Genomic DNA, 16,717 nt, shown 5'->3' with positions numbered 1-16,717 from the left:
CTCAGACCTCCACCTTGACGACCTTGAGCAGCCACGCGATGCCGATGCCGAGCAGCACCGCCCCGCCGACCGACATGGCGATCCCCATCGGGGTCTCCACCAGCGGCAACAGGTAGCTGCCCTTCACCGCGAGCATGTACAGCAGGACCGCGAACGGCAGCCCGATGAGCACGTACGCCGACAGCCGGCCCTCCGCCGACAGCGCCTTCACCTGTCGCTGGAGGGTCGCCCGTTCCCGCATCGTGTTGACCGTCGTGGTGAGCACCTCGGCGAGGTTGCCGCCGACCTCCCGCTGCACCTTGACGGCGACGACGGCGAAGGCCAAGTCCTTGTTGTGCATCCGCTGAGCCACCCGCTCCAGCGCGTCCTCGATCTCAGCGCCCAGCCGGACCTCGCCCAGCGCCCGACCGAACTCGGCCTGCATCGAGCCGCCGATCTCGTGCGTCATCGCTTCGACCGCCTGCGCGAGCGAGAAGCCCGAGCGCAGCGAGCCGATCACCAGTTGCAGGGCGTCCGGCAGCCCGGCGGCGAAGGCGGTGGCCCGGCGTCCGGCCCGGACGCGGTGGTAGACCGCGGTCGCACCCCATCCGGCGAGGGCGCCCAGCACCACCCCGATCCACCACGGCACGAACAGCAGCGCGAAGAGCAGCGCGCCGACGGCCACCGCGCCCAGGCGCAGCAGCAGCCACTCGTGCGGCAGCATGCGCAGCGAGGCCAGCTCGATCTGCCGCGCCAACCGGCCTTCCACATTGGTCTGGCGCATCACCTGTTGCGAGAGCTGCAACGCGGTCTGGGCGATCGCGGTGTCCGCCTCGACCGGGGGCGGCGGGGCCGGGCGGGACCTCGTCGAGAACTGCTCGACCTGAGCGAACCGGCGACGCCGGGCGTCGGCGGTCAGCAGCGGCCCGATCAGCAGCACACCCGCGATCAGCAGGCCGAGGAAGATGACGCCCAAGAGCGAGTAGAGCATCCAGTCGGGGATGCCGCCGGAGCGTACGCCGACGAGCGGGGTGGCCTTGCGGGTGTCCGGGACGAACGACAGCCGCATGTCGGTGGCGGCCGTGCCGGTCCCGGCTTTCGCCGAGATCACCAGCGTGCCGTCCTTGCCTTGCAGCTCCGGCGGAATGGTGACGCGGACCAGCAACTGCGCCGAGAAAGCGCCGGCCGCCTGGGTGAACACACCCGTGAGCGCCTGCGGATCGCCCGCCCGGTACGCCTTCCCGCCGGTCGCCTGGGACAGGTTGGCGAGAACGGCCGCGGTGGCCTCTTGCGTCTTGAAGGCGATGGTGTCGACCGGGATCGCGCCCGCGGCCTTCCGGGCGTCCTCGTAGCCCACGGAGGACGCGGTGTCCGCGCCGTCGGAGAGCACGACGATGCGCTTCTCGTCGTACTGACCGTTGAGCACGTCGGCTGCCGCGCGTACGGCGTCGTAGAGCGCGGTCTCGCCCTTCGCCTGCACCCCCGCGACGGCAGATCGGGCGCGCGTACGGTCGGCGGTCGCCCGGACGACGACCAGAGCCGGGGAACCGGCGGTGACCACGCCGACTTGGATGTCGGCGGGCAGCGCGCTGAGGAACGAGGCCGCCGCCGACTTCGCGGCCGACAGCGGCTCGCCGTTCATCGAGCCGGACGTGTCGATGACCAGCGCGACGGCCCGGCGCAGGGCGCGGCCCTGACTCTGCCCGACCGGCGCCGCGGTCAGCGGGACGGCTCGGCCGTCCACCTGGGCGGTCAGCGTGTCCTGGGACAACGCGTTGCCCGACGGCAGATCCGAACCGGTCAGGTAGAACTCGACCAGACCGGCTTCCTGCCGCACGGACGACGCGCTCAGCCGCGGCTCCGCGTACGCCGGACCGGCGGCGAGCAGCGTCAGCACGCCGGCCAGACCGCCGGTGAGGAGCGCGAGACGGCGCATGTCACATCCCTTCGGGCTCGCCGAAGATCACGGGGTCGACGACGACACCCCGATCGGCGAGCGACTCCAAGAACTTCGGGCGTACGCCGGTGGCCAGTAGCTGGCCCAGGTGACGGCCCTTCTGATCGAACCCGGCGCGGTGATCGAAGGTGAACAGGTCCTGCGTGACGACGCCTTCGCCGTCCATGCCCACGACCTCGGTGATGTGCGTGATCCGGCGCGTGCCGTCGCGCAGCCGGCTCAGGTGCACGATGACGTCGACGGCCGAGGCGATCTGCTCCCGGATCGCGCGTACCGGCAGGTCCATGCCTGCCATGAGCACCATGGTCTCCAACCGGGCGATCGAGTCGCGCGGGGAGTTCGCGTGCACCGTGGTCAGTGAGCCGTCGTGGCCGGTGTTCATGGCCTGCAGCATGTCCAGGGCCGCGCCGTCGCGGACCTCGCCGACGACGATGCGGTCCGGCCGCATACGCAGCGCGTTGCGGACGAGGTCGCGGATGGTGACCTCGCCCCGGCCCTCGAAGTTCGGCGGCCGGGCCTCCATCCGCAGCACGTGGTCCTGGGCGAGGCGCAGTTCGGCCGAGTCCTCGATGGTGATGATGCGTTCCTCGGTGGGCAGGAACGACGAGACCACGTTGAGCAGCGTGGTCTTGCCCGTGCCGGTACCGCCGGAGACGACGATGTCCAGCCGGCCCTGCACGCACGCCCGCAACAAGTCCGCGACCTGCGGATGCAAGGTCCCGAACCGCATGAGATCGGTGATGCTGAACGGTTCGGCGGAGAACTTCCGGATCGTCAGCGCCGCGCCGTCCAAGGAGATCGGCGGGACCACCGCGTTCACCCGGGAACCGTCGGGCAGCCGTGCGTCGACCATCGGGCTCGACTCGTCCACGCGCCGGCCCACGCGAGCCACGATCTTGTCGATGACACGGCGCAGGTGCTGCTCGTCCATGAACGCGACGTCCGCCTCGAAGAGCCGGCCCTCGCGCTCCATGTAGACGCGGTCCCAGGCGTTCACCATGATCTCGGTGATCGACGGGTCGCGGAGCATCGGCTCGATCGGGCCGTGGCCCAAGATCTCGTCGATGATCTGCCGGTACGCCAAAGCGCGGTCGCCCGCCGTGAGCGCCGTCTCCTCCTGGGCCAGGACGTCGGGCAGTGCCTCCCGGACCCGGCGGGCCAGTTCCTCGTCGTCGGCGACCGTCTCGTAGAGCTGTGGTCCCAGCAGTTCCAGCAGCGCCTCGTGCGCCCGCCGGCGCACCGCCGCCAACGGGTCGTACGCCCGCCGCTGGTTGCGCCGCACGTTGGAGACGACCGAGCTGATCGGCATCGATGACACCGGCGCGGCGTACGCGGCCGCCGCCTCACCCGCCGCCGCCAGCCGTTCCTGGAGTACGCCGGCACTCGATCCGTTGCGCTGGCCGAGCCGATCCTGCAGGCTCATCGGACCTAACTCCTTCCTCGGCCGAACCGGCTGCGCTTCTGCAAGTCCGCCACGTTCGGGTTCAGGAACAGCCGGGTCGCCAGGTCCTTGTACGCCTGACTCACCGGATGACTGGGGCTCGACACCGTCAGCGGAACCCCCGCGTTGGCCGCGACCGGGACGTCCCGGCTGGACGGGATCGACCCGACGATCGGCATGCGGACGATCTTCTCGACGTCGCCGCTACTCAGCCCGACCTTGGAGTCGGCCCGGTTGAGCACCAGGGTGCGGGCCGCCTTGCGGTAGTCGAGGAGGTCGAACATGTCGAGGGTGACCCGCGTGTTCTTCAGCGACGGGATCTCCGGCGTGGTGACGAGCAGGTAGTGGTGAGTGGCGTCGAGCGCGGCGAGCATCTGCTCGGAGAACGCGCTCGCGGTGTCGATGACGACGTACTCGAAGGCGTCCCGGGCGAGCTGGATGAGATCGCTGATCAGCTGCCGGCCGATGTCCTCGGCGGCGGCCGGCTGCACTGGCGCGAGCAGCACGTCCAGCCCGCTGCGATAGGGCGCGAGCAGCGAGCGCAACCCGGTCTCGTCGATCCGGTCGGCGACCGGGATGGCGTCGGCGATGGTCCGCTCCGGGCTCAGCTGGGTGAGGATCGCGACGTCGCCGAAGGCGAGATCGAGGTCCATCAGGCAGACCTTGTGCCGGCCGCCGTCGGCCAGCGCCACCGCCAGGTTGATCGCGGTCGTCGTCTTGCCCACCCCGCCCTTGGCGGCGAAGACCGTGATGACCTGCCCGCCCATCGGCTCCGGGCCGTCCTCGGGCGTACGCGCCGACGGGACGGTCTGGCCGTTGAGCTTCGGTTTGGCCTCCAGCTGCCGGGACAGATCCTGCGATCGCGCGCACGCGGCGAGGATCGCGGCGGGGTCGTTGGCGTCCACGACCTCGCGTACGCCGGCTCGGATGGCCTCGGTCATGACGTTGACGTCGAGATGCTGGCGCAGCAGCACGACGCCGAGGGTCGGCCGCCGCACCCGGCACTGTTCCGAGAAGCCGACCGCCTCGGCCAGGGGAGTGCTCGGGCCGAGCACCACCAGCTGCTCGGCCCGTTCGGTGTTCACCAGCTCGACCAGGGAATCCGCCGTGGACACGACGTGGGTCTCTTCGATGCCGAACAGGGTCGCGAGCTGTTTCGCCTGCTGCTGCCACTGTTCGTAGACGATGGTCATGGCCTGTTCGCCCTTCGCGGTCGCATGTGTCCAGGCGAGGATCAGTTCAGCGGTACGCCGTTGTCTATCGCCTTACCGACCTCAACGACCGACGAATCGGTAAGTAGAGCCAGGGTCAGCTCGCAGCCCATGTCGGTGGCATGGACGAACTTCGTGGCGTCGTCCTGGTTTGCGGAGATCGTCACGATAAGGGTGACCTTGCCGTCGGCGTCGAGCTGCGTACGCTGCTCGGCCGTCTGCGTCGAGGTCTGCCCGCCCTCGCCGTACGCACCGACCGCGAGGACCTCCATGCGCGGCAGCAGCACCATGGACCGGCGGCGGTTCTGGTCGTACTTCTTCTTGAACTCGGCGTCGAGGATGTCGCAGGTGGCGAAGACGGCGACGGTGGAGCCGGGCCGGACGAAGCCGCCGACCTCCCGTTCGACGTCGAACTTGCCGCTCAGCGCCAGCATCTTCTCCGGTACGGCGATGCCGCCCGACAGCTTCGTGGCCTGGCCGAACATCCCCTTGAGGAGCAGCTGGCGGGCCTGCACGTCGGCGGTCACCACGAGCTTGTCGAGGTCGATCGAGATGTCCTGCATGACGTCTTCGGGCAGCGAGGACTTCGGCATCACGACGTCCTCGGTCATGCCCCGGTCCCGGATGACCGCGCCGGTGGTGCCGGCCGGGATGCGTACCTTGGCGACCCGGACGTGCACGGCCTCCTGCCCGGCGGCCACGGAGTTCTTGGTCGCGATGAGGTACGCGAACACCGCGCCGGTGCCGACGACGGCGAGGACGATCGCGATCAGGATGCCAACGATGCGGCGCGTCATTGTCTGCGTTTCCAATCTCTGCCTGCGGTCAGCCGACCGTCTTGACCATGACCGCGCCGAGGCCGGTCGCCGAGTTGAACTGGCCGTTCCACGCCGACATCGGCGTGACGCCACGAGTGAAGTAGCCGAGGACGCAGTAGTCCGTCCCCGGGCACGGGGTGCCGGTCAGCCACGAGGAGGCGGAGCCCACGCCTTTGAGGTTGTAGCCGGTGATGACGAAGGCGGCGACGCCCCTCAGGACGTATCGGCCGCTGCTACCAGAGGTCCGCCGCCCGTCGTAGATGCCCACGGCGACCGGGATGTGGTTGGCGACGGCGTAGCTCAAGACGCTCGCGCATCCGTTGGGCAGGTTGTTCCGAAACGCCCCGACTGTGCTGACCCGGGTCTCGCAGCCTGTCGCGGCCGACGGTCGCAGCCAGCTCGCTTCACCCTTCGTGTCCCACCAGTCGAAAGGGCCGTTACGGCAGGAAGCGGCTCCACTCCCACTGGTGCCGAAGGTGTTGAAGCTGAAGTTCGTCTCGAACGACGAGTTGGGCAGCGTCGGCGGGGCCTGGCCGTAGCGCGTGCTGGAGTTCGTGGCCTGGTCGTACCGTTTCTCGCACACGGTCATCGCCAGCCCGGTCATCGGCGCACCCCAGGCGACCCGGGAACACGCGCCGACCGTGGTGCCGGCGCCGGAGCCGGCGACCGCCCGGGCGAACGTCGGCGACAGTACGTACCGGTCGGAGTCGCTCGTCAGCGTCCGGGTGTGCACCTCGGCGTAGCCGAGCGTGTTCGGCGGCAGCGACCGGCCCTGGCAGGCGGTCAGATTGGCCGGGTAGCCGCCCCGGCAACGCGGCAACAAGCTAGTGCCGGTGCGTATGGCGGTGTTGCCGCAGATCTCCTGAACGTCGGTGAGCCGGTCCTTGGCGTTGCCGTTGGCGTACTTGGTCTCGGCGGCGCTCGGATCGGTGCACTCGCCGGGCCGGCGGGCCGCGCAGTCGATCGCCACCGCGAGCGCGACCGCGTCCGCTCCGGACTGGAGCTCCTCGCGTTCGGCGTACAGCTGGCCGACGTCGACGGCGAGTGCGGCCCCGGCTAGCAGCACTCCGGTCGCGGTGAGCAGCGCGACGAGGACCGCCACCCCGCCCTCGTCGCGACGCAGGCGGCGGCGGAGCCGGGTACGCACGCTCGTCAGGCGCGGCATGGCATGACGCCCTTGCCGGTGACCGTCACGCCGTCGGTGAAAGGTCCGCCGAAGAGGGCGGCGATGCTGCCGACCGGGGTTATCCAGTCGAAGTCCAGTTCGGTGTGGACGGTGGCGTCCTCTTCATCGGTGTAGGGCGGATCGCAGTAGGTGCTCGGCGACACGACCCGGATCCGGGAGTCCACCTCGCGGGCGCGATTCGCGGCGGCGGCGGAGCGGGTGGTGCTGGGTCCGGCGACGGCCGCCGCCCGGGCGCCCTCGCGGGCCGCCTCGGTCGCCTTGATCTGAGCGTTGACGAGCCGGCCGAAGTCGACGGTGGCGAAGACGATCAGCAGGAGCAGCGGCGCCACGATGGCGAACTCCACCGCCGAGGCGCCGCGATCCGCCCGCCACCGGCTCACGGGAAGACGCCCTCCGCGGTCGTGAACAACCCGATGATCGATTGTCCGAAGGCGGCGACCGCCCCGACGATCACCGCCGCGACCAGGGCCATGAACAGCGCGTACTCCACCGCGGTGGCGCCGCGGTCCGCCACCCGGCGGCGTGCGGCGATCCCGGCCAGGACGCACCGTGCCATGAACTTTGTTCTCATGCTCGACTTTCTGCTCAGCCCCCACCGATCCGCCCCCCGGTTCTGGCTACGCCCGACATGGTCGTGCGGGGCGCCCCACCCCCCGCACGGTCCGTCAAGCCGGGCTTACGGCGTTCCACCCTTGATGTCGTCGGCGATGCCGTTCAGCGTGTCCCGGATCGTGTCGCCGAGTGTCGTCACGGCGACGACGATGACGGCGGCGATCAGCGCGACGATGAGGCCGTATTCGACGGCCGTCGCACCCTCGTCCCGGGTCAGCCACAGTGCGCGGGCCTTCGAGTAGAGCTTGAGCATGTGCGGGAGCACCCCCTAGGAGGTCCGGCGAGAAGGGCTGACCGGACATTGTGGAGACATCATCGGCACTGCGCCGACTGTCACGGAGCTTGCGCTTCCGGCTCCGCGCCGTCAGTCAGGCGTCCCGTTACCCGCCGACTCCGCACAGTGGGGCGTACTGGCGGAACGGCTGACCCTGGATCAACCATTGATGCCAGCCAATCAGGTGAGTAAACGTTTGCAGTGCCGCTGAATATCAGTATCAACATGGGCAAGTAGGACAGCCCGCAAAGGGACTGAGAGCAGGCTGAGCGACCGAGTCGACTTCGCGACACCGCTCCCGCGAACGGCGTAAATCCGTTGCCGCTATTGATGAGCCGCGAGCACCACGGCGACGAGCCAGCCCAGCAGAAGGGCCGGGCCGAACGGCGATCGGGCCTTGCGGCCGCGCCGAATGAGGGCCACCACGGCGAACGGCGCGTTCACCAGGAACGGCAGGATCGCCCCGAAGACCACCGCGGGCCAGCCCAGGTAGCCGAGCACCAACCCCAGTACGCCCGCCAGCTTGACGTCGCCGAGTCCCATCGGTGCGCCGGGCAACACCGCGAACACCAGGTACGCCAGCAGCAGCGCGAGGCCGCCGAGCCAGCCCCGGGCGTACTCGGGCCAGGTGCCCGTGGCCAGGGCGTGCAGGGTGAGCAGAACGGCGGTGCCGACGAACGTCACGAGCATGAGGGGATCGGGCAGCCGCTGCACCTTCAGGTCCACCACGGACATCAGTACGCCCATCGCCGCCACGAAGAGGCAGGCGAGCAGCAGGAACGACACCGGAAGCGCCCAGGCGAGCAGGGCGAAGGCGGCCGCGCCCGCCAATGCCGTCCACACCGGATGGACCGCCGACGCCGTGCCGCAGCCGGCGCACCGATGCTTCAGGCGTACCCAACTGGTGATGCCGGACCCGCAGCCGGCGCAGGCGGTGCGGGACGGCTCGCCCCACGGCACGCTGAACCGGTACGCGGGCCAGGCGGTGAGCAGACCGCCGACGCCGCCGGCGAGACCGCTCAGCGCGACCGAGGTGGTGGACACGGCGGCACGATACTGTCTGCGCGACGGCGTGCCTAGTGAGGAGGAGCGGCCGTGAACGGACCGAACCGGCCGCTGATGATCGTGGCGGGGGTACTCGCGGCGCTGGGAGCGGCTGCGCTCACGGTGGTGGCGCTGACGCCGGACGGCCGGCCCACCCCGCCGATCGGCGTCACCGGTACGCATGCCGTCACCGCCGGCGCGGTCGGCGCCCGATTCGCCCGCGCGGGGGACTGCCTCATCAACGACGGCACCGAGGCCGAGCCTGTCCTGCGCCTGGTGAGCTGCGGGGCCGGGGCCTATGCCGTCCTCGCCCGGTTCGAAGGCGTGACCGATGCCGACAAGGTGTGCGCCCAGATCGAGGGCTACGAGTACAACTACTCCTACGACAGCCCGCTCGACACCGAGCTGGACTTCGTCCTCTGCCTCAAGCCGGTCTGACCCCCGAAGCCCGCCTGACCGCCGACGCCCGCCTGACCGCCGCAGCAAGGTCGAGGCCAGGCCGCCGTTAGCCGCGCGCGAATGCCCGAATTGGGGCAAGATAACCCCATGGCACCCGTACGCGGTATCGCCCGAGCCCTGCTGGGCGGAGTCTTCATCTTCTCCGGCGCGAAGGCAGTCCTGCGGCCGGAGCGTCTCGTGCAGCGGGCGCGCCCGGTGACCGATCGGGTGACGCCTCTACTCAACAAGGTCGACGAACGTATCCCCGCCAATGCGGAGACGCTCATCCGGGTCAACGGCGCCGCACAGGTGACCGCCGGCCTCCTGCTGGCCTCGGGCGCCGCCCCACGGCCGGCCGCGGCGCTGCTCGCCGGGACGCTGATCCCGACGACGGTCGCCGGCCATCCGTTCTGGGCGGCCCAGACCAAGGCCCAGTACGACACCGACATCGTGCAGTTCGCCAAGAACCTGGCGATCTTCGGCGGCCTGCTGCTGGCCGCGGTCGACACCGCCGGCTCGCCGAGCGTTGGCTGGCGAGTCCGGCACTATCTGGACAGCCGCAGGTCCGACGACTGAGGGGCCCGACAAGGCCGCCATAACCATCGATGAGTGGCGGGAATCACCTTATCCGGCCAGGCCCCGTTAACCAGCTAGAAATGTCGCTAAACGGCGTGGGATCGGACACAGGCTGATAACGCGGGAGGTACGGGAGTGGCTCGGGGTTTTAGGCTGCTCTACGGACCTGGGAAGAACGTGCCATCACCGGACGGGAGAGCCGCCGCCATGCCTAACGGCCTGCGCGACCGCCTCCGCCTGTTCCAGGGCCACCGGAGCTTGATCCCGGACCGCCGGAACCTTCCGGCGCGACACGTCACGGGGACGCTCGTCCGACTCGGCATCGTCGCCGCCGCCTTCGTCGCGGCCTGGTACGCGGTGCAGGAGTTCGGACGGCCGTATGTGTTCTTCGATCTGAAGATCTATCACGGCGCGGTGGCCTATTGGGCCAACGGCGGAAGCCTGTACGACTACCTCGACCCCGACGTGCCGCTCGGCTTCACGTATCCGCCGTTCGCGGCGCTCGTGATGCTGCCCATGGGCTATCTGCCCATGCTGGACGCGGCGTGGGTCAACGTGGGAGCAAGCCTGCTCGTGCTGACCGCGGTCATGGCCGCGCTGCTGGCCCCGATCGCCGAACGCTGCGGCTGGAAACACCGCTGGTTCGCGGTGGCGCTGGCGGTGCCGATCGCGGCCGCGCTGGAGCCGATGCGGGAGACCTTCGGCTACGGCCAGGTCAACATCCTGCTCTTCGGCCTGATCATGGCCGACCTGGTGGCGCTGCGCTGGATCAGCCGGCCGAAGGACACCTCCGGCCGCTCGCCGCTCGTGCAGCGGTTCCTCAGCGGCAAGTGGGCCGGCGTCGGCATCGGCCTGGCCGCCGCGATCAAGCTGACCCCCGCGCTGTTCATCGTCTACCTGCTGATCAGCCGGCAGTGGCGGGCGGCGTGGACGGCGATCGGCACGCTCGTCGGCGTCACCGCCGTCGGCTTCCTGTTCGCCCGCACGGAGTCGGTGGCGTACTGGACGCGGGTGATCTTCGAGACGAACCGGGTCGGTCAGGCCGACCAGACCCCGAACGCGTCGCTGGCCGGCCTGTTGGCCCGGCTCTACGACCAGTTCACCGCGCCGTCGCTGCTGTGGATCACGTTCACGCTGGTCATCCTGGTCGTCGGGCTGTCGCGGGCGACGCACGCCCACGGCGAGGGCGACGAGCTGACCGCGTTCACCCTGATCGGCCTGACCGCCAACGTGGTCAGCCCGATCTCCTGGACCCACCACCTGGTCTTCGTGATCCCGGCGATCATCGTCCTCGGCGACGCCGCGTTGCGCCGTCGAGCCGCGAGCCGGGGAATGAAACGCCGCAACGGGTTCGCGCCGTCCGGCCTGGCCGCGACGCGGCTCCGGGAACCGATCTGGTTCCCGACCATGGTCGGCTTCCGGCACGCGGCCGCGGCGATCGGGCTCTACGTGCTCTTCCTGGTCTCGCCGATCTGGCCCTACGAGCACCAGCTCCCGGCCGTCTCGCACTACGCCGACGGGCTGATCGGCGTACTGGCCGAGAACTCGTTCGCCATCGCGCTGATCGTGCTGGTCGCGGCGCTGCCGTGGCGGCCCGGCGCGGAGCCGGTCTACCCAGGCGAAGCACTCGCGGTACCGGCGGCCCGCCGGCCGGTCACGACCGCGACTCGTCCGGCTCAGGTCGAAGGGATACGCCAGGAGCCCGTTTCGGCGCATGTCGACGACCACGCCTGAGATCCGTCAGACGTGGCCCGATAGGCTCGGAACGTGGACAGCCAGCCGCAGTTGACGCACGTGGACGCCGCCGGGTCGGCGCGCATGGTCGACGTCTCCGCCAAGGAGATCTCGGTCCGGAGCGCCACCGCGGCGGGCCACGTGCGGACCACCCCGGAAGTGCTGGCCCTGCTGAGCCAGGGCGGGCTGCCGAAGGGTGACGCGCTCGGGGTGGCCCGGCTGGCCGGGATCATGGCCGCGAAGCGTACGCCTGACCTGGTCCCGTTGTGCCACCCGATCGCGATCCACGGCGTCGCCGTCGAGGTGACCCCGGCGGACGACCGCGTCGAGATCAGCGCGACCGTACGCACGGCCGATCGGACCGGCGTCGAAATGGAGGCGTTGACCTGTGTCGCCGTCGCCGGACTGGCGCTGATCGACATGATCAAGGCGGTTGATCCCGGCGCGAGCATCGAGAACGTCCGCGTCCTGCGCAAGGAGGGCGGCAAGACCGGGCTCTGGAGCCGGGAGCGACCGCTGGCCGGGGTGGCCGTGACCGTCGTCGTCGCCTCCACGCGCGCCGCCACCGGGGTGTACGCCGACCGCAGCGGCCCGATCCTCACCGACGGACTGCGTGAGCTGGGCGCGGAGGTGTCCGATCCGGTCGTCGTGGCCGATGGCGAGCCGCTGCGTGCCGCACTCGTCGAAGCCCTCGCGGCCCGACCGGAGGTGATCGTGACGAGCGGCGGCACCGGCATCTCGCCCACCGATCGCACCCCCGAGATCACCCGCGAGCTGATCGACCGGGAGATCCCCGGGCTGGCCCAAGCCGTCCGGGCCAATCCGGCCGTGCCGACAGCCGCCCTGTCGCGGGGGATCGCCGGCGTCGCCGGTCAGACCCTCGTCGTGAACCTGCCCGGCTCCACCGGCGGGGCCAAGGACGGCCTCGCGGTGCTCGGCCGGGTGCTGCGCCACGCCGTCGACCAGATCCAGGGAGGTGACCACGGGTGACCGCACTTCCCGTCGACTGGGCATCCGCCCGGCGTACCGTCTATGCCCGCGCCGCCGCCCGGTCGGCCGCCGTCGCCGAGGTCGGCCTGGCCGACGCCGACGGACTGACGCTGGCCGAGCCGCTCGTCGCGCGTACCCCTTTGCCGGCCTTCACCACCGCGAGCGTCGACGGGTGGGTGCTGCGCGGCGACGGGCCCTGGCGGGTAGCCGGCCGCGTACTCGCCGGCCAGCGCGCCCCGGAACTGGCCGTGGACGGCACCGCGATGGAGATCGCGACCGGCGCGATGGTGCCGGTCGGCGCGACCACGATCCTGCGCCTGGAGCACGGCGAGCTGCGCGACGACGTGGTGAGCGGGACCCCGAAGGCCGAGCCGGAGTGGCGCGTACCGGGGGAGGAGTGCGCGCAGGGCGACGAGCTGCTGCCCGCCGGTACGCCGATCACCCCGGGCGTGGTCGGGCTGGCAGCCAGCTGCGGCTACGACACGCTGCTGGCCCGGCGGGCGCCGCGCGCGGCGTTGCTCGTGTTCGGCGATGAACTGCTCGACGCCGGTCTGCCCGGCGACGGCCGCGTACGCGACGCGCTGGGCCCCTCGCTGCCCGCCGCGCTGCGGCGGCTCGGCGCCCACATCGACGGGTTCACCCGCGTGCCTGACACGTTGGAGGCGCATGTGGACGGTCTGCGCCGTGCGGCCGACGCCGGCAACGACCTGATCTGCACGACCGGCGGGACGATGCACGGCCCAGTCGACTACCTGCACGGCGCGCTGCGCGAGCTGGGCGCCGAGTACGCCGTGAACACCGTCGCGGTCCGCCCCGGCTTCCCGATGCTGATCGCGCAGCTGCCCGGCGGCCAGTTCGTCGCCGGCCTGCCCGGGAATCCGCAGTCGGCCCTGGTGGCGTTGGTGTCGCTGGTCGTGCCCCTGCTCGCCGGGCTGACCGGGCGGCCGTTCCCGACCCCGGCCCAGGCGGTGCTCGCCGAGGGCATCCCGGGGCGGGGTGACTTCACCCACCTCGCCCTGGTACGCCAGGACCATCCGGGCGGACCGGCGCATCCGGTGTCTCATGTGGGCTCGGCGATGCTCCGCGGGTTGGCACAGTCCGCGGGTTTCGCCGTCGTGCCGCCCGGGGAAACCGGCCACCGTGGCGACCAGGTCGAGCTGGTGGAGTTGCCGTGATCAGGCTCATCGCCGTGAGCGACAGCCCGTTGAGCATCGCCGAGCACGAGGCGGCGGTCGCCGATCCGCGGGCGGGCGCTGTCGTGTCCTTCGTCGGCGTCGTCCGCGATCACGACGATGGCAGGGCCGTGGTTCGACTCGATTACGAGGGCCATCCGTCCGCTGAGGACGTGCTGCGCGAGGTGGCCGCGGAGATCGCCGCGGACCCCGATGTCATCGCCGTCGCGGTGTCCCATCGGGTCGGTCCGCTGGAGATCGGGGACGTGGCTCTGGCCGCCGCCGTGTCCACCGCGCATCGGGCGGCCGCCTTCGCGGCGTGTGCCCGCCTGGTGGACCGGGTCAAGGAGAAGCTTCCTATCTGGAAGCACCAGGTCTTCCTCGACGGTTCGGACGAGTGGGTCAACTGTCCGTAGGTCAACCGTCGGGTCACTACTCTGCGTCATTAAGGTCGAGCGTGTTGAGCGTACCGAGGTGCGCGTTGCACGATGAAAGATGCACAGCGCGTGATGATCGACTCACATATGGTGATATTTCGGACTATCCCTGTCTAATTTGGCCTTCACCCCTTTTCCCGAGAACTGCCGGAGAATACAGTCGCTTCAACAGCAAGACAAGAGCGACGCGAAGTAGCAGTTACTCATAGCGGAGGTGAACCCGATGTTCCGGACCAAGAAGAACATGCGCGGCTTCGACTGGGGCTGATCCCTGGTTTTCAGTACGCTGGCCTCACCCTTCCGCATCCGGATTCGGAGACCAGCGTGACGCCCACCCCGACTCGTGAGACCGACTGGCGGCTTAGGCCGATCGTCGGTCTCCTGTCGTTTCTGGCGGCAATCAGCGTCTTCACCGCGGCGCTGCACCTCAGCCCGGTCACCCCGTCCGCCTGGCTGACCCTGGTGACCCTGATCGTCCTTATCGGACTGTCGAACCTGCTGACGCTGCGCATTCGCTCCAACTTCTTCGTCCACTGGACCGACGCCGCGACCCTGGTGGCCGCCGTCGCCCTCCCGGTTCCCTGGCTCGTCGTCCTGGTGGCCGGAACAGTGACGCTGGCGAAGATCATTCAGCGCCGGGAGCCGATCAAGGCGATCTTCGCCGTGGCCAAGGAGACGTTGGTGGCCACGACGGCCGGCCTGATCCTCTCCTCGGCCGACATCGAGACGCTCACCACCACGAGCCAGCTCGGCAACTTCCCGCCGATCCAGACGGTGGCGCTGGCCTTCCTGGCGATGATCGTGATCGACGACCTGGTGTCGGTGCCGGTCATCGCCATCTCCATGGGGACGCCGGTGCTCAAGATGTACCGGGAGAGCCTCAGGCGGCACCTGTCGCTGTCCGTCGTCCGGTTCGTCATCGCCCTCGCCGCGCTCGTCCTGCTGCTCTGGGACTCGCGGCTGCTCATCGCCATCCCGCCGCTCGTGCTCAGCCTGCACGTCATGCACATGAACCGGCTGCGTCAGGAGGCCGAGCGGGAGGCCTGGCAGCGGCTGGCCCGCGCGACCGACGCGCTGAACGAGGTCGACCTCGACAAGGTTCTGCACGCCGCCATCGACACCGGGGTGAACATGTTCGGCGCGGCCTGGGTCGAAGTGGACTTCCGGGCGCCCGCCGAGCCGGGGCAGTCGGCCGGCGTACGGCACATCTTCGGGGACCGGTCCGGCCTGCTCACACAGCGGCCCGACCTCGAGGACTCGGAAGGCGAGCCGACCGTGGTGGCGCTGGAGGGTCAGCGAGACACCGAGGACGTGGGCGAGCTCCGGCTGTACTTCGACCGCCCGACCATCCTCCCCGAACGCGAGGGCTTCCTGCTGCGTACGTTCGCCGCGGCGCTCGCCACCGCGATCCGCAACGCTTCGGCGTACGGGCTGCTCATCAACGTGGCCGACCAGCACGCGCACGAGGCTCAGCACGACCCGCTGACCGGGCTGGCCAACCGCCGATGCCTGGTGGATGAGGGCAAAGCAGCCCTGGAACACCGCCCCACCACGGGGGCGATCGCGCTGCTGACCCTGGACATGGTGCAGTTCAAGGAGATCAACGACGGCCTGGGCTACAAGGCCGGCGACGATGTCCTGGTCGAGATCGGCCGCCGGATGCTGGCCACGGCGGGCACGGACGCCACGGTGGCCCGGCAGGACGGCGACGAGTTCGCGGTGCTCTTCACCGCGTTGCCCACCCCGGCGCTCGCGATGCACCGATCACGGGACATCCTGCAGAAGGTCGCCGAGGAGTACGAAGTGGACGGCGTACCGATCACGCTGGTCCCCCGGGCCGGGCTCGCGGTCGCCCCCGCCGACGGCGACATGACCGAGTTGCTGCGCCGAGCCAGCCTGGCCCTCACCGAGGCCAAGCGCACCGGCCAGCGCATCGTGCCGTACTCGCGCAGCCTCGACATCACCGACCTGGACCGGCTGGAACTCGGCGGCCAGATCTCCCGCGCCGTCGCCGCCAGCGAGTTCACCCTGGAGTTCCAGCCCATCGTCGACCTCGCGACCGGTGAGATCGTCTCGGCCGAGGCGCTGGCCCGGTGGCACCACCCCGACCGGGGCAACCTCGATCCCCGCCGGTTCCTCGACGCCGTGGAGCGGTCCGGGCAGCTGACCGCGTTCACCGAGGCCATCCTCGACCAGGCCCTGCAAGCGGCCGGAACCTGGGCCGCCGCCGGCCATCCGATCCCCGTCGCGGTCAACATCTCCCCGCGCAGCCTGCTCGACCGCCGGTTCCCCGCCCTGGTGGAGCAATTGCTCGATGAGCGTGGGATGAAGTCGGAATCGCTGGTGCTGGAACTGACCGAATCGCTCACGCTCTCCTCGATGGAGATCGTCGACCAGGTGCTCGCCGGGCTCGGCCGGCTCGGCGTCGCCATCGCGCTGGACGACTTCGGCACGGGGTTCTCCTCACTGAGCGCGCTGGCTCGCGTACCGGTGCGGGAGCTCAAGATCGACCGCAGCTTCGTCACCGACATGGACGCCTCGGCCGAGGCGATGGCGGTGGTCCGGTCGACCATCGAACTCGGCCGCGCGCTCGGGCTGGCCGTGGTCGCCGAGGGCATCGAACGGGTCGACCAGCGGCAGACGCTCTGGAACCTCGGCTGCGGCCTCGGCCAGGGGCATCTGTTCGCGCGACCGTTGTCGCAGCAGCGTTTCCTCGCCTCGCTGGGCAAGGGAGCCTTCGGCGACATGATCGAAGGCCGCCCGGCCCCGGTCGTCCGGCTCCCTCGGCCGGGTGACCATTTCGGGCTGCGACGGCGGCCTCGGTCGAGCAACGAGTAGGCGAGTTTAC

General features: G+C 70.2%; 16 protein-coding genes. 7 read left to right on the top strand and 9 right to left on the bottom strand.

The annotated features are described in order from the left end of the window. Position 1 precedes the first annotated feature (1 nt). The 9 genes from AB0M47_RS10145 to AB0M47_RS10105 form a co-directional block, all read right to left on the bottom strand. Entirely contained in the window at positions 2 to 1,915 is a 1,914-nt protein-coding gene (locus AB0M47_RS10145; protein WP_363411367.1) for a VWA domain-containing protein, read from the bottom strand. A gap of 1 nt (position 1,916) precedes the next feature. Then, a complete protein-coding gene (locus AB0M47_RS10140; protein WP_363411365.1) occupies positions 1,917 to 3,359 on the bottom strand; it encodes a CpaF family protein in 1,443 nt (480 codons plus the stop codon). 5 nt (positions 3,360 to 3,364) lie between these two features. Beyond that, positions 3,365 to 4,570, bottom strand: a complete 1,206-nt coding sequence (locus AB0M47_RS10135) for a P-loop NTPase (protein WP_363411363.1) — start codon at positions 4,568 to 4,570, stop codon at positions 3,365 to 3,367. A 41-nt stretch (positions 4,571 to 4,611) separates the two neighbouring features. Then, positions 4,612 to 5,385 carry an RcpC/CpaB family pilus assembly protein gene (locus AB0M47_RS10130; RefSeq protein ID WP_363411361.1) on the bottom strand — a complete coding sequence of 258 codons (774 nt, stop codon included), beginning with the start codon at positions 5,383 to 5,385 and terminating at the stop codon, positions 4,612 to 4,614. A gap of 28 nt (positions 5,386 to 5,413) precedes the next feature. Next, positions 5,414 to 6,571, bottom strand: a complete 1,158-nt coding sequence (locus tag AB0M47_RS10125) for a Tad domain-containing protein (RefSeq protein ID WP_363411359.1) — start codon at positions 6,569 to 6,571, stop codon at positions 5,414 to 5,416. Continuing rightward, positions 6,559 to 6,972 (bottom strand): TadE family protein, encoded by a 414-nt coding sequence (locus AB0M47_RS10120; protein ID WP_363411357.1) that lies wholly within the window; start codon positions 6,970 to 6,972, stop codon positions 6,559 to 6,561. Before AB0M47_RS10120 ends, AB0M47_RS10125 begins: the two co-directional genes overlap by 13 nt. Then, the gene (locus AB0M47_RS10115; RefSeq protein WP_363411355.1) at positions 6,969 to 7,163 is read right to left on the bottom strand and encodes a Flp family type IVb pilin; all 195 of its coding nucleotides are present in this window, start codon (positions 7,161 to 7,163) and stop codon (positions 6,969 to 6,971) included. Before AB0M47_RS10115 ends, AB0M47_RS10120 begins: the two co-directional genes overlap by 4 nt. Before the next feature lie 105 nt (positions 7,164 to 7,268). Next, a complete protein-coding gene (locus tag AB0M47_RS10110) occupies positions 7,269 to 7,457 on the bottom strand; it encodes a Flp family type IVb pilin (RefSeq protein ID WP_253759105.1) in 189 nt (62 codons plus the stop codon). Between the two features lie 345 nt (positions 7,458 to 7,802). Next, a complete protein-coding gene (locus AB0M47_RS10105; RefSeq protein WP_363411353.1) occupies positions 7,803 to 8,522 on the bottom strand; it encodes an A24 family peptidase in 720 nt (239 codons plus the stop codon). A gap of 51 nt (positions 8,523 to 8,573) precedes the next feature. Between AB0M47_RS10105 and AB0M47_RS10100 the strand changes: the two genes are divergently transcribed. The 7 genes from AB0M47_RS10100 to AB0M47_RS10070 all read left to right on the top strand — a co-directional run bounded on the left by AB0M47_RS10100 (position 8,574) and on the right by AB0M47_RS10070 (position 16,707). Next, complete coding sequence (locus tag AB0M47_RS10100) at positions 8,574 to 8,960, top strand: hypothetical protein (RefSeq protein ID WP_363411351.1); 387 nt, start codon at positions 8,574 to 8,576, stop codon at positions 8,958 to 8,960. Between the two features lie 108 nt (positions 8,961 to 9,068). Beyond that, positions 9,069 to 9,536 carry a DoxX family protein gene (locus AB0M47_RS10095; RefSeq protein ID WP_363411349.1) on the top strand — a complete coding sequence of 156 codons (468 nt, stop codon included), beginning with the start codon at positions 9,069 to 9,071 and terminating at the stop codon, positions 9,534 to 9,536. Positions 9,537 to 9,743: 207 nt separating this feature from the next. Beyond that, entirely contained in the window at positions 9,744 to 11,270 is a 1,527-nt protein-coding gene (locus AB0M47_RS10090; RefSeq protein WP_363411347.1) for a glycosyltransferase 87 family protein, read from the top strand. Between the two features lie 33 nt (positions 11,271 to 11,303). Beyond that, positions 11,304 to 12,260 (top strand): bifunctional molybdenum cofactor biosynthesis protein MoaC/MoaB, encoded by a 957-nt coding sequence (moaCB, locus tag AB0M47_RS10085; protein ID WP_308197742.1) that lies wholly within the window; start codon positions 11,304 to 11,306, stop codon positions 12,258 to 12,260. An 86-nt stretch (positions 12,261 to 12,346) separates the two neighbouring features. Further along, a complete protein-coding gene (locus AB0M47_RS10080; RefSeq protein ID WP_363411469.1) occupies positions 12,347 to 13,435 on the top strand; it encodes a molybdopterin molybdotransferase MoeA in 1,089 nt (362 codons plus the stop codon). Continuing rightward, positions 13,432 to 13,848, top strand: a complete 417-nt coding sequence (locus tag AB0M47_RS10075) for a molybdenum cofactor biosynthesis protein MoaE (protein WP_363411345.1) — start codon at positions 13,432 to 13,434, stop codon at positions 13,846 to 13,848. Before AB0M47_RS10080 ends, AB0M47_RS10075 begins: the two co-directional genes overlap by 4 nt. Before the next feature lie 345 nt (positions 13,849 to 14,193). Then, entirely contained in the window at positions 14,194 to 16,707 is a 2,514-nt protein-coding gene (locus AB0M47_RS10070; RefSeq protein WP_363411343.1) for a bifunctional diguanylate cyclase/phosphodiesterase, read from the top strand. Positions 16,708 to 16,717 lie beyond the last annotated feature (10 nt).

The organism is Hamadaea sp. NPDC051192 (genome assembly GCF_040682475.1).
GTDB classification, from domain to species: domain Bacteria; phylum Actinomycetota; class Actinomycetes; order Mycobacteriales; family Micromonosporaceae; genus Hamadaea; species Hamadaea flava.
This window is presented reverse-complemented; position numbering and strand designations above follow the sequence as displayed.